The 12,713-nt window shown below is 63.6% G+C and carries 15 protein-coding genes; 7 read left to right on the forward strand and 8 right to left on the reverse strand.

Annotation, left to right across the window (positions count from 1 at the left end; all coding sequences use genetic code 11):
• Nucleotides 1-70: 70 nt before the first annotated feature.
• The 6 genes from moaB to E5X88_RS18720 form a co-directional block, all read right to left on the reverse strand.
• Nucleotides 71-625 (reverse strand): molybdenum cofactor biosynthesis protein B, encoded by a 555-nt coding sequence (moaB, locus tag E5X88_RS18695; protein WP_292163827.1) that lies wholly within the window; start codon nt 623-625, stop codon nt 71-73.
• On the reverse strand, nt 612-1,514 hold the full coding sequence (locus tag E5X88_RS18700; RefSeq protein WP_292163828.1) for a 4-(cytidine 5'-diphospho)-2-C-methyl-D-erythritol kinase: 903 nt from the start codon (nt 1,512-1,514) through the stop codon (nt 612-614). The genes moaB and E5X88_RS18700 overlap by 14 nt, the downstream gene beginning before the upstream one ends.
• 25 nt (nt 1,515-1,539) lie before the next feature.
• A complete protein-coding gene (locus E5X88_RS18705; RefSeq protein WP_292163829.1) occupies nt 1,540-1,725 on the reverse strand; it encodes a hypothetical protein in 186 nt (61 codons plus the stop codon).
• A gap of 179 nt (nt 1,726-1,904) precedes the next feature.
• On the reverse strand, nt 1,905-2,771 hold the full coding sequence (locus E5X88_RS18710; protein WP_292163830.1) for a S49 family peptidase: 867 nt from the start codon (nt 2,769-2,771) through the stop codon (nt 1,905-1,907).
• A 94-nt stretch (nt 2,772-2,865) separates the two neighbouring features.
• Nucleotides 2,866-3,666, reverse strand: coding sequence for a methyltransferase (locus tag E5X88_RS18715; RefSeq protein ID WP_292163831.1), 801 nt, complete (start codon nt 3,664-3,666; stop codon nt 2,866-2,868).
• The gene (locus E5X88_RS18720) at nt 3,666-3,890 is read right to left on the reverse strand and encodes a DUF2007 domain-containing protein (RefSeq protein ID WP_095483967.1); all 225 of its coding nucleotides are present in this window, start codon (nt 3,888-3,890) and stop codon (nt 3,666-3,668) included. Before E5X88_RS18720 ends, E5X88_RS18715 begins: the two co-directional genes overlap by 1 nt.
• Nucleotides 3,891-4,056: 166 nt before the next feature.
• Between E5X88_RS18720 and E5X88_RS18725 the strand changes: the two genes are divergently transcribed.
• The 5 genes from E5X88_RS18725 to E5X88_RS18745 all read left to right on the forward strand — a co-directional run bounded on the left by E5X88_RS18725 (nt 4,057) and on the right by E5X88_RS18745 (nt 7,571).
• Nucleotides 4,057-5,073, forward strand: a complete 1,017-nt coding sequence (locus E5X88_RS18725; protein ID WP_292163832.1) for a polyprenyl synthetase family protein — start codon at nt 4,057-4,059, stop codon at nt 5,071-5,073.
• A gap of 84 nt (nt 5,074-5,157) precedes the next feature.
• Nucleotides 5,158-5,826, forward strand: a complete 669-nt coding sequence (locus tag E5X88_RS18730) for a GntR family transcriptional regulator (RefSeq protein WP_292163834.1) — start codon at nt 5,158-5,160, stop codon at nt 5,824-5,826.
• Between the two features lie 19 nt (nt 5,827-5,845).
• The gene (locus E5X88_RS18735) at nt 5,846-6,256 is read left to right on the forward strand and encodes a hypothetical protein (protein WP_292163836.1); all 411 of its coding nucleotides are present in this window, start codon (nt 5,846-5,848) and stop codon (nt 6,254-6,256) included.
• A 296-nt stretch (nt 6,257-6,552) separates the two neighbouring features.
• Nucleotides 6,553-7,158: a biotin transporter BioY gene (locus E5X88_RS18740; RefSeq protein WP_292163838.1), complete on the forward strand. Its 606-nt coding sequence runs from the start codon at nt 6,553-6,555 to the stop codon at nt 7,156-7,158.
• Nucleotides 7,155-7,571: a DUF1284 domain-containing protein gene (locus E5X88_RS18745; RefSeq protein ID WP_292163840.1), complete on the forward strand. Its 417-nt coding sequence runs from the start codon at nt 7,155-7,157 to the stop codon at nt 7,569-7,571. Before E5X88_RS18740 ends, E5X88_RS18745 begins: the two co-directional genes overlap by 4 nt.
• 46 nt (nt 7,572-7,617) lie before the next feature.
• On the opposite strand, the gene E5X88_RS18750 is transcribed toward E5X88_RS18745, so the two are convergent.
• The gene (locus E5X88_RS18750) at nt 7,618-8,772 is read right to left on the reverse strand and encodes a helix-turn-helix transcriptional regulator (protein WP_292163842.1); all 1,155 of its coding nucleotides are present in this window, start codon (nt 8,770-8,772) and stop codon (nt 7,618-7,620) included.
• A 278-nt stretch (nt 8,773-9,050) separates the two neighbouring features.
• Between E5X88_RS18750 and E5X88_RS18755 the strand changes: the two genes are divergently transcribed.
• Nucleotides 9,051-10,826: a tetratricopeptide repeat protein gene (locus E5X88_RS18755; protein WP_292164097.1), complete on the forward strand. Its 1,776-nt coding sequence runs from the start codon at nt 9,051-9,053 to the stop codon at nt 10,824-10,826.
• 65 nt (nt 10,827-10,891) lie between these two features.
• Here E5X88_RS18755 and E5X88_RS18760 read toward each other — a convergent pair whose 3' ends face one another.
• Nucleotides 10,892-11,353, reverse strand: coding sequence for a GNAT family N-acetyltransferase (locus tag E5X88_RS18760; protein ID WP_292164100.1), 462 nt, complete (start codon nt 11,351-11,353; stop codon nt 10,892-10,894).
• Nucleotides 11,354-11,569: 216 nt separating this feature from the next.
• On the opposite strand from E5X88_RS18760, the gene E5X88_RS18765 reads away from it, so the two are divergent.
• The gene (locus E5X88_RS18765) at nt 11,570-12,490 is read left to right on the forward strand and encodes a glycine--tRNA ligase subunit alpha (protein ID WP_206616857.1); all 921 of its coding nucleotides are present in this window, start codon (nt 11,570-11,572) and stop codon (nt 12,488-12,490) included.
• Nucleotides 12,491-12,713: the final 223 nt, after the last annotated feature.

Here is a 12,713-nt window from a genome sequence, read left to right on the forward strand (position 1 = left end):
CCTCCTCATCCTCTCAGATTAAGAGTGTTGCGGCGACCTATTGAACCCACCTCCTTTTCCGGAACGCTGCCTAACTTGTCTTGGTGCCGCGCCGCAGATGTTCGTCCAGGCGCGGCATGATCTCGACGAAGTTGCAGGGCATGTGCCGGTAATCGAGCTGCGGCTTCAGGATGCCGTCCCAGGCGTCCTTGCAGGCGCCGGGCGAGCCCGGCAGCACAAAGACGAAGGTCGCGTTGACGACGCCTCCGGTCGCCCGGCTCTGGATCGTCGAGGTGCCGATCTTGTCGTAGGAAATGCGGTGGAACACTTCGGAAAAGCCGTCCATGCGCTTTTCGAAGATCGGCTCCAGCGCCTCCGGCGTCACGTCGCGGCCGGTAAAGCCGGTGCCGCCGGTGGTGATGACGACATCGATCGCTTCGTCCTTCGACCAGCCCAAAACCTTGTCGCGGATTTTTTCGCGGTCGTCGGTGACGATGTCGCGGGCGGCAAGGATATGGCCGGCCTCCACGATGCGGTCGGCCAGCGTCTGGCCGGATTTGTCGTCAGCGAGGCTGCGCGTATCGGAAACGGTCAGCACCGCGATGCGCACGGGAATGAAGGAGCGGCTCTCGTCAATTCTGGCCATGTGCGTCAGCCTCCGATGTCATGCTTCGCGTTGCGGCAACGAACCAGTCGGGATGGCGGCTGCGGATATCGGCGGCCGCGCGCTTGGCCACATTGCCGGTCTCGAACAGCCCGAAGCAAGTCGCGCCGGAACCGGACATCCGGGCGAATCCCGCTCCGGCCTTGTTGAGCACCGACAGCGCCTTGCCGATGGCCGGCTGGATGGCGCGGGCCGCGGGCTCGAGATCGTTGCGCGTGGTCTCCAGCCAGTTGCGGAGGCTGTGGAAATCGATGCTGCGCGGCAACGGCGGCAGTCCTTCGTTGTCGCGATTGCCAAGCGCGCTGAACACCTCGGCCGTGGAGATGGCGGTGCCGGGATTGACGAGAACCAGCCCGAGTGCCGGAAAATCCAGCACGGCCGACAGCTCGTCCCCAACGCCGCGCGCGATCAACGGCTTTGCCGCGAGGCACATGGGAACGTCGGCGCCCAGCGAGAGGCCGATCCGCGCCAGTTGGGCGTCGTCGAGGTCCAGCCCCCATGTCTCAGCCAACCCGCGCAATACCGCAGCGGCGTCGCTCGACCCGCCGCCGACGCCGGATGCGACCGGCAGGTTCTTTTCGAGCCTGATGGCCACCGGCGGTGCGTGCCGCTGACCAGCTTGCCTTCGCAGCGCGTCGCGCGCTTTCACGACCAGGTTGTTGCCGTCGAGCGGGACCGCGGAGGCGTATCGGCCCGACACGGAAAACCCGTCGCTGTCGGCCAACTCGATCTCGACCCTGTCGCCGAAGCGCGTGAACACCGCCAGGCTCTCGATCATGTGATAGCCGTCGGCGCGCCTGCCGGTGACGTGCAGCGCGAGATTTATCTTGGCATGCGCGTGCAAAGCCCGGACGGTGATGCCGGAAGCCACTGTGTCAGTCGCGAGGGGGATGATGTCAGTCCTTGGCCAGACGGTATTCGCCGGTCTTCGGATCCTTGACCAGCGTGCCCATTGTACCGTTGGTAGCCTGCTTTTCGGTGCGCCGTATCTTGGCCGTCACGCGCTCGGCTTCCCTGACGAAGGAGCGATAGCCAAAATAGGCGACGGCGCCGACGAGGGCGAAGAAAATGATCTGCGGCATGTCGAAACTCCTCCCTCGCAAGGCCGGCAGAGGCCGGTCGGGTCGGTTAATGCATGTCGTCCAAAAGTGCGCAGCGGTTTTGGGACAACGACATGCATAAAAAACTTAAAGCGCGCCGCATGGATATCTTCGGATACGCCACGCTCCAAGGCCTCATGCTAGACGTTTTCAACGGTTTTTCAAAGCCCGAAGCGAGCCCATAGCGCGCGCTCTTCCGCCGCATCGATCAGGCCGCTTGCGGCAGCAGCGGCGATATCGGGCGCCGAAAAGCCTCCCTTGCTTGAGCCGAACCAGCCAAACCGGCCGAACAGGCCGCGCGGCGCCGTGATCAGCTTGAGCTGGGTTTTTGGCCCGAAACGGGTCTTCAGCACGCTGCGCATATCGCCGAGCGCATCGACAAGACCGAGCTCCAGCCCCTTCTTGCCGGTCCAGAACAGGCCGGTGAACAGATCCGGGTCGTCCTTGAGCTTGGGGCCGCGCCGATCCTTGACGAGGTCGATGAAAGTCTCGTGGACCTCGAGCTGCAGCGCCTTCAGCCGCTCGATGTCTTCCTTCTTCTCAGGCTTGAACGGGTCGAGCACCGCCTTGTTCTGGCCGGCTGTATGGACGCGGCGCTCGATGCCGATCTTCTTCATCAGTTCGGGAAAGCCGAACGAGGCCGATACCACGCCGATCGAACCGACGATGGAGGACGGATCGGCAAAAATCTCGTCGCCGGCGACCGCGATCATGTAGCCGCCCGACGCCGCCACGTCTTCGACGAAGACCAGGACCTTTCTGTTCTTCTCGGTCGCCAGGTCGCGGATGCGCCTGAAGATCAGCCGCGATTGCACCGGCGAGCCGCCCGGCGAATTGATCGAGATGGCGACCGCGGGCGCTTCGAAGGAAAACGCCTTCTCGATAGGGCCGGCGGTGGACGCGAGCGACAGGCTCGGCCGGAATTGGCCGCCGCCGGCCATGATGGTGCCATGCAGCCGGATGACGGGAATGGTGACGATGTCGGAGCGCCAGGATTTCGGCAGCAGGCGGTTGAGAAAGCGTTTCACGGAGTCTCCGGTCAATTGGCTTGATGGCATGTAGGGATTCGTCGGCCAACGGCAATGCCCTCGCCAGCCGGTAAGTCGCCGGCCGAAAAAAGGGTCAGTCGCCGAACAGCGATGCAAGTCCGTTGTTGATCATCTCGGTTCGCTCCGTTGGGCCGTCGCCCGATCGCGCGTGCAGCATCAGCGGCGGGCGGATCGACAGTTTCCCGCGTGCGCCGAGTATTGCCCTGATGACGATGCGGATCGCCGCTGCTTCCGGGCGAGGATGGACGGCCAGCATCTCGGCGTCGCCGAAGCGGCCCGATATCGCATCGAGGATGGCGCCGAGCTGATCGGGCCTGGCAATCACGGCAAGACCGCCGCGCGGCCGGACCACGGCAGCCGCACTTCGGATCCAGCGGTCGAACAGCCCGTCCTCCATGACATGCGCCGCCTTTCTGAGCGGGTCGGGCGTGGCGCGATCCTCGGCGGCGTTGAAGGGTGGGTTCATGACGACGAAATCGAAGGACTTGTCGGCAAGGCCGGCGGCTGTTCGCGCCCGGCCCGACAGCGCGACGTCGGCGGCAAGCACAGAGGCGCGGTCGTTGAGATGCGCATTGCCGGGGTGGGCAAGGGTCGTTGCGGCGAAGGCAGCCATTTCCGGAGACCGTTCGATGAGCACGGCCTCGGCATCGGGGCAGCGCGACAGCACGGCCAGGGCTGCGGCACCGGCGCCCGCGCCGAAATCGGCGAGGCGCCCGGCGAAGGAGGACGGCACGGCAGCGGCCAGCATCATGGCATCCATGCCGGCGCGATGACCGGCCTGTTTCGGCTGCACCAGCCAGAACCGCCCGCGGTGGAAGGCATCGACCGTGTGGGCCGGCGTATCCCGGGCAAGGGTGGCGCGCGCCGCGGACATTACTTCTGGCGGATCTCGTTGGCGATGCCGGCGTCCGTCAGGATGCGCCGCGCCGCATCGGCCTGATCGGCTTCGACCATGATGCGCCGGGGCAGGATGCCGATCGAACCGTCGAGCACGCTCATGTTCTGGTCGGCGACGAAACAACCGATGCCAGCATCGCGCATCAGCGATTCGACAAAGGAGATGATCACAGCATCGTTGGTGCGGATAAGCTCTATCATCGGATGAAACTCGCAGGTTGCAGCCGTTATGTAAACGTGGGTGGCTCCCGTCGCCAGCCTCGACCGCGCCAAATCGCCTCTTGCCGTGCCCGTGGGTACCGCCCTAGAGTCCGTGGCGGGATCAGGGTGCCGTCGTGCGCGTGACTTATAGACGGGAGTGTTTGTGGTGGGTGTCGTTCTCAACATCGAAAACGGGAAGCGGGAAGCCGCCTCCATCAAGGATCTCATCGACCTGACGGCGGCCGATATGGGGCGCGTCAACAAATTGATCCTGTCAAAGGCCGGTTCCGACGTCGAGATGATCCCGGAGATTGCCAACCACCTGATCTCCTCGGGCGGCAAGCGGCTGCGGCCGATGCTGACGCTCGCCTCGGCCCAGATGTTCGGCTATTCCGGCGAGGGTCATGTCAAGCTCGCCACATCGGTCGAGTTCATGCATACGGCCACGCTCCTCCACGACGATGTCGTCGACGAGAGCGGCATGCGGCGCGGCAAGAAGACCGCCCGCATGATCTGGGGCAACCAGGCGAGCGTTTTGGTCGGCGATTTCCTGCTTGGCCAGGCTTTCCGCATGATGGTCGATGTCGGCTCGCTGGAAGCGCTCGATATCCTGTCCAGCGCCGCCTCGATCATTGCCGAGGGCGAGGTGATGCAACTCGCCGCCGCCAAGAACCTGGAAACCACCGAGGATGAGCATTTCGCGGTAATCAAGGCCAAGACCGCGGCGCTGTTCTCGGCCGCCGCCGAAGTCGGTCCGGTCATCGCCCAGGCGACGCGAAACGATCGCGCGGCACTGCGCTCCTATGGCATGAACCTCGGCCTTGCCTTCCAGCTGATCGACGATGCGCTGGATTATGGCGGCACCAGCAAGGATCTGGGCAAGAATGTCGGCGACGATTTCCGCGAAGGCAAGGTGACGCTGCCGGTGATCCTCGCCTACCGGCGCGGCACCAAGGCCGAACGCACCTTCTGGAAGCGCGCCATCGAGGACAATGTCACCGACGACGCCGGGCTGGAAAAGGCGATCGGATTGATGACCCGTCACGGGGCGATCGCCGACACCATCGGGCGCGCCGGCCATTTCGGCGAGATCGCCCGCGATGCATTGGCGCCGCTGGAAGCGACGCCGCAGAAGTCGGCGCTGATCGACGTCATTGATTTCTGCATTAGCCGGGTGAATTGAGGTTCGGTCGGCCGTAGCAACTTTGCCGCGAATCCGGCGACGGCCGTCTCGACAAGCGGCCATGCCGCAAATTATCTATAAAGCATGGCAAAGACCGCAGACGACACCATCGCCGTCCGCATCAGCAAGGTGCTGGCGGATCGCATCATATCCGGCGCCATCGAGCCGGGAGCGCGGCTGCGGCAGGACCATATCGCCGAGGAATTCCAGACCAGTCATGTCCCGGTGCGCGAGGCTTTCCGCCGTCTCGAAGCGCAAGGGCTGGCGATCGGCGAGCCGCGCCGTGGCGTGCGCGTTGCCGCCTTCGATCTAAGCGAGGTCCGGGAGGTCGCCGAAATGCGGGCCGCACTCGAAGTGCTGGCGTTGCGCCATGCAGCGCCGCATCTGACGGCGGCCATCCTCGACCTAGCCGAGGAGGCGACCAGGGCCGGCGACAAGTCGCGCGACGTCCGCTCCTGGGAGGAGGCCAACCGCACCTTTCACCGGCTGATCCTGGCGCCATGCGGCATGCCGCGTCTTCTCGCCACTATCGACGACCTGCACGCGGCAAGCGCCCGCTTCCTGTTTGCCGCCTGGCGCTCGGAATGGGAAACCCGAACTGACCAGGATCACCGGGCAATCCTCGGCGCGCTCCGCCAAGGCAACACCGAATCGGCCGCCGCCATCCTTGGCCGGCACGTGCAATGGATCGGCCAGAAGCCGGTCAAGACGGCCTCCGGCAGGACGCGCGACGCTTTCGCCATCGTCGGCTAAAGCGAACGGGGTGGAGAGCATGGCGTTCGCGATCAAGGTCGGGGTTTCCGATCCGCAGGCAACGACGTTCGCCTTCTCCGCGCAAAAGACGATGTATGGCGGCAAGCATATCGCCGAGGGCGATACGATTTTCGTGTTCGCGAGCGAGAACGAGGGCGGGCAGGGTCTGATCGCACGCGGTATTGTCACCTCGGTCGAAGCGGTCGCCAGGAAACCTGGCATCCTCAGGCAGACGCCACGCGTGAGCCTCTCAATCAGCTGCACAGCGTTCGCCAAGCGCCGGCTGGGGCGCCGCGAGCTCAAACATCTCACCAAGTGGAATGACGGCCAGCCCGGAACGGAGCTCAATTTCAAGTTCTATCGTCAGGCAACGAACAAGATCGTCGGCATCTCCGATGAGGTCACGGCCTTTCTGGACGGATTTTTCTAGGACCTCGCGCGGGTAGAAGCCGTTCTGAAGCGATCCCTCGCACCCGCTGTCCGAAGATAGAGCTGTCCGAAGGATAGAGGGGCTGTCCCTCCGGCCTCAAGAGGTTCTGCATCGCGACGCTCGGAAGCCGCGGAGCCTGAAGGTCTCCACGGCGCCTGAGGATGACGAAGCGATGTCCTATGCATTCCCCAAGCCTTTTCCAGGCGAGGGGTTGCCATCTCCACGAAAATATGGATTCGATAATAGATCGAGAGCAGAAATTATCTATAATTTTGAATCAGCTAGGAAAAACCACCGTGACCGACATCGCTTCTTCGTTCCGCAAGTCGTCTTTCAGCCCGCTGCGCCTGCAAAGCCGATCCCTCGGCTGGCAGGTCGGAGCCGTCACCCTCGGCACGCTCTTCCTGGCACTGTCGTCCTATATCGAGGTGCCGATGGTGCCGGTGCCGGTGACCATGCAGACCTTCGCAGTGACGCTGATCGGCGCCCTCTACGGCTGGCGGCTCGGCGCGATCACCATCGTGGCCTGGCTTGTCGAGGGCGCAGTGGGCTTTCCCGTGCTGGCCGGCGGCGGAGCCGGCGTGCAGCATTTCCTTGGGCCGACCGGCGGCTATCTTTTTGCCTTTCCGCTCACCGGTGCGCTGGTCGGCTGGCTGGCCGAACGCGGCTGGAACGGCAGCCGGGTTGTGCTTGCCTTTGTCGCCATGCTGCTCGGCAACCTCGCCTGCCTGGTTCTCGGCACGGCGTGGCTCGCCGTCATGATCGGCCTCGAAAAGGCTGTAACCTTCGGCTTCCTGCCGTTCATCGTCGGCGGCCTCCTCAAGTCGGCGCTCGGCGCCGCGACGCTGAAGCTGTTTTCCGGTAACAAGGCGGATCCGATCGATCCCACCAGAAAGCGATGACCGTCAGGCTGCGCTCCCACCATCTGCTTTGCCTGCTGACCTATGTCGGCAAGGGCTACAGCGCGGCCTTCACGGCAAACTATGACGGGATCGCGGAGCGTCTTGGCCGAGGCGAGGATATCCTGATCGTCACCGGTCCAGACGACATCTGCGTGCCGCTGCTCGGCGTGCCGGAGCCGCACTGCCTGCGCGAAAGCGCCGCCGAGCGGGACCGGCTTGCGGCGCGCGACGTTGGGGATTTGCTGGCCCGACCGATCCAGGCAGGCACGCGTCTCCAGCTCGACGCGGCTATCCTGGCGGCGCTGCGCAAGGCCTTTTCGGGCGGGCGCACGCGCCCGGCCTGCCAAGGCTGCGAATGGGCCGGACTTTGCACCACCGTCGCCACGAGCGGGTATCGCGACACCCGGCTGTAGGGTTGCAGGCCCGCCGGACCATCGGCGATCATTCCATGCCTGTGGCTTACGAAAACGTCCGTGCGCTTTTGAGCAGCGCCACGAGCTGGCTCTGACGACCGGTTTCGGTTTTGCGAAAAATTCGTTCGAGATAGGTGCGGGCCGATTTGATGGAGATGCCGATTTCCATGGCCGCTTCCTGCACGGAACGGCCGTAGGCAAGCTCGGTGGCAAGCCGGGCTTCCGCTCGCGTCAGGTCGAACAGGCCTGAAAGGATGCCAGGCGACGGAACAGTCGCGCCGATGTCGACTGCGGTTGTGGCAACGAGAATATCCGCGCCCGAAAAAACGTCATGCGCGGCGCGGTGCAGCGGCAACACGTGAACGATCAGAGCGGGCCGCCCCCTGGTGGCTGCAACCGGGATGGATCGCACGACGCGGTTATCCCGGTTCTGCGTGATGGCCTGCTGGAAAAGCGCGTTTGCCTGTTCATCCGCAAGGGCCATGCCGCCATGGGCCAAGGGGAGGAACACGTCCGCCATGTCTTCGAGAAGGCGATTGGCCGTCAGCACGCTGCCCGACCCGCTCATGATTGCAGCCGGCAGCCCGATGTCCCGGAGGATGGATACGGCGGTCCCGGCCCGTTCCAGGCCCAGGCGCCCGGCGACAAGGCCGGCCCGCGCGAAATGCGGACGCAGTCCGTTCAACAGATCGATCGCGGCCTGATCATATTTGCCGTCCCTCAGCCAGCGCTGGAAGACAAACAAGGCAAGCTCTCCGTTGGGCATGCAAATCGATGTGCAGACAGGCGAGCCGACGCCGAACGTTCTGGAGCAAGCATAAATCGGGTCGCGCCCGATCTCTTCGCCGGTCATGAAATCGTCGATCCGCACAAAGCTTGCGGGCTGCATGCTGCACATGCGCTGCACGCTCTCGGAAAGCGTCCAGTTGTCCCCCATCATGAATTCGTCGAGCAAGGGCTGGAGATGTGCCTCGCCAATGGCGCGAACCGGCAAATGGTCGCTGACCAGGAAGATCGCGCCGCTTGCTGAATGAGACAGCGCGCTGGCCGCTTCCAATGCATCCGGCCACAGCTCGGCCGCGAACGCCGCTTCGTAGATTCGATCGACAATGGCGAAGGCCTGCGCGTCCCGCGGCATTTCCAGCATCGGCATCTTCCTGGGCGAAGCAACGGCATCCATCGGCACGGTTCCACGCATCATTCCGTCGCGTAAACTTTCAACGCCCGCCGCTTACGGATCGCTTACGGCATCGGGTGCCGGTGCTGCAGCAGGACAAGCCGGCCAGCCCGCCAGGCCGGCAAAGTGGGGCGACGGTCGCAGTTGGCGCGCGCTTCGCCATGTTTTGTTAATCGGCTGACCCGATTGTGAATTTGGGCCGGGTTGAAGCTTGACCCCAAAAAGGCCATGCTTTGCCCGGAAAAGATCGAGTCTACGGCGATCCCGCTGACGCGGATGCGGCTTTGACTGAAAGGGATACGATGCGGCAAGGATGTGCGCGCTGGCTGACCGGGCTGGCAATTGTGACGGGCATGGCGATCTCCGGTCTGCCTGCCTACGCCAAAGAGACCACCGAGCCAGTCAAGATCACGTCTTTCTCGGGGGCCTATCTCGCCGCGCGGGTCGCAGAAGGCGACAATGATCTCGAAAGCGCCATCGCCTACTACAAGCAGGCGCTCGCCTTCGCTCCCGGTGATACCTCGTTGCAGCAGAGCCTGATGCTGTCGTTGATCGCGCAAGGGCGCTTCGAGGAATCCCTGGTCTATGCCGACAAGCTCAAGACGGTTCCCGACGTCGAGCGGTTCTCGCGCCTAGCGCTGGCCGTCGGCTCCTTTCACAAGAAGGACTTTTCCAAGGCCGAATACTGGCTCAAGCTTTCGCTCGAATCCGATCTCGACCGGCTGATCTCCGGCGTTATGACCGGCTGGGCCAAGCAGGGCGCCGGCGATGCCAGCGAGGCCATGGCCTCCATCGACAAGCTGCAGGGTCCGGACTGGTTCGGCCTCTTCAAATCCTTCCATCGCGCGCTGATCGCGGATGCGTCGGGCCTGCCCGAAAAGGCGGATGCGATCTACGCCGCCACCCTGCAGGACACCGCGACCGGTGGAGCGGCGCCCGAAACCTGGATGCGCAACGCGCAGGCCTATGCCTCCTTCCTTGCCCGCAAGGGCGACAAGGACAAGGCGCTGTCCGTGCTCGATCAGGCCGAGGCATTTGCACCCGGCAAGGTGGAGATATCGGCGCTTCGCGACAAGATCACCAAGGGCGAGAAGATCGAACCCTTCGTTGCCGGCCCGTCCGACGGCGCCTCGGAAATTCTCCTTGATCTCGCCACCGCGCTCAATCGCGGCGGCGGCGAGCCGTTCGTCCGCCTCTATCTTCAATATGCGCTGGCTCTGAAGCCCGACAGCGATGCCGCTCTCGTACAGCTCGCCGCCGTTTCCGAGCAGCTGAAGGACGGCGAGGGGGCCATCGCCCTCTACCGCCGCATCCCGGACTCGTCGCCGCTGAAGGAGCTTTCGGAACTGCAGCTAGGCCTCAACCTTGCCGATCTTGACCGCCATGACGAGGCCATCGCCCATCTGAAGGCCCTCGTCGAAGCGCATCCCGACGACATGCGCACCTATCAGGCGCTCGGTGGCGTCTATGCCTCAAAGGAGGATTTCCGCTCCGCGGCCGGTCTCTATGACAAGGCGGTGGAGGTGCTGAAGACCCCGACCCGCGCCGACTGGAACATCTTCTACCAGCGCGGCATCGCCTATGAGCGGCTGAAGGAGTGGCCGAAGGCAGAGCCGAATTTCCGCAAGGCGCTGGAATTGTTCCCCGACCAGCCGCAGGTTCTGAACTATCTGGGCTATTCCTGGGTGGACATGAACATCAACCTCAAGGAAGGCCTTGAGATGATCCAGAAGGCCGTCGACCTCAGGCCGAGCGACGGCTACATCGTCGATTCGCTGGGCTGGGCCTATTTCCGCCTGGGCAGGTTTGAAGACGCTGTGCGCGAAATGGAGCGTGCCGTGTCGCTGAAGCCGGAAGATCCGGTGCTGAACGATCACCTCGGCGATGCCTATTGGCGCGTCGGCCGCAGGCTGGAAGCCACCTTCCAGTGGAACCAGGCCCGCGATCTGAAGCCGGATCCCGACGTGCTCGCCGCCTTGCAGCAGAAACTGCTGAAGGGCCTGCCGCCGATCGAATCCAACACGGCGCAGGAGACCCCGAAGGTCAAGCCCGAACCGGTGCCTGCGCCGAAAGGATAAAAATCGGTGATATTGATTTGAGAAGGAGGCCCGTTGTCGGAGCTCCGTTTTCGTTGGAACCCGTGTCAGAACATTTTTCGATAAACGACGAATCCCGAGCGTTCCCCAACCTTGTCGTAGAGCTTCATCGCGGTGTGATTGGTTTCATGTGTTAGCCAGTACACGCGGCCCGAGCCGGCAGTCTTGGCACGGTCGTAGACCCCGTTGATCAGAGCCCTGCCCACGCCCTTCCCGCGCGAAGCCTCGTTGGTGAAGAGGTCCTGCAAATAGCAGTTTGGCGCAATCGCCGTGGTGCTGCGGTGGAAAAGGTAGTGCACGAGCCCGAGAAGCTGTCCTGCGCTCTCGGCGACAAGCGCATGGACGGGCTCATAGGCATCAAAGAAGCGCGACCATGTCATCTCGGTGACCTCGCTTGGCAGGGCCGTCTCGCCCGACCGACCGTAAAACGCGTTGTAGCCGTCCCACAGCGGCAGCCACGGGTCGAAATCCTGCCGCGTGACGGGACGAATTGTGATCGGACCGAGCATGGCGAACCTGTTGCAGTTGACTTGGTGATAGAGCATTGAGCTCCTGCGCTCGGCAATGGGCCAGCCACTCGCAAAGCTTTCACCATGTTCCTTGCGCATTCGAGGGTACATCCGACGCGGCGCGCCTCGCCTTGACGCTTGGCGGTCTGCACTCTAGGGAGTGCCGCATCCCGCCGCTCCGTCGAGGCCGCCGTGACCGTTGATATCCCAGCCCCTATGCATCCCAGCCGCTCGTTTCAGGGGCTGATCCTGACCTTGCATAACTACTGGGCGGACTATGGCTGCGTCGTTCTCCAGCCCTATGACATGGAGGTCGGCGCCGGCACGTTCCATCCGGCGACGACGTTGCGCGCGCTCGGGCCAAAGCGCTGGAACGCGGCCTATGTGCAGCCTTCGCGCCGACCCAAGGACGGGCGCTACGGCGAGAACCCGAACCGGCTGCAGCACTATTACCAGTACCAGGTGATCCTGAAGCCGAACCCGCCCAACCTGCAGGAACTTTATCTCGGTTCGCTGGCGGCGATCGGCGTCGATCCTTTGCTGCACGACATCCGCTTCGTCGAGGACGACTGGGAAAGCCCGACGCTGGGCGCCTGGGGGCTGGGCTGGGAGTGCTGGTGCGACGGCATGGAAGTGTCGCAGTTCACCTATTTTCAGCAGGTCTGCGGCATCGAGTGCGCGCCGGTGGCGGGCGAGCTCACCTACGGGCTGGAGCGTCTGGCCATGTATGTGCAAGGCGTCGACAATGTCTACGACCTCAACTTCAATGGTCGCGAGGGCGCCGACAAGGTGACCTATGGCGACGTTTTCCTGCAGGCCGAGCAGGAATATTCGCGCCACAATTTCGAATTCGCCAACACCGCGATGCTGCTTCGGCATTTCGAGGACGCCGAAGCCGAATGCAAGGCGCTGCTCGATGCCGGCGCGCCAGCGTCGAACGACAATCTGGCGATGCACCGCATGGTGTTCCCCGCCTACGACCAGTGCATCAAGGCCAGCCATGTCTTCAACCTGCTCGACGCGCGCGGCGTGATTTCCGTCACCGAGCGGCAGAGCTACATCTTGCGGGTGCGCAATCTGGCCAAGGCCTGCGGCGAGGCGTTTTTGCTGACCCAGGCTGGCGGGCTGGCGGCTTAGCTCCAGACGCTATTTGCGATTTCGACTGAAGTGCTGATTGGCAATACGCCCTGGCTGCTTGCGCCATCGATTGTCCGCAGCGCTTGTCTAACGCCAGGCATCGTGAACGTGCCATGAGCCTGCGCCGCAAAACAGGCGCTGAGCGCGAGGATCTGGAGGAATGTCGATGCCGTCTTCATGGTCGTTCAGCCAATAGTTCTCTGCCTGAGCGTTGGTCGCTTCA

The organism is Mesorhizobium sp. (assembly GCF_004962245.1).
Lineage (GTDB): Bacteria > Pseudomonadota > Alphaproteobacteria > Rhizobiales > Rhizobiaceae > Mesorhizobium.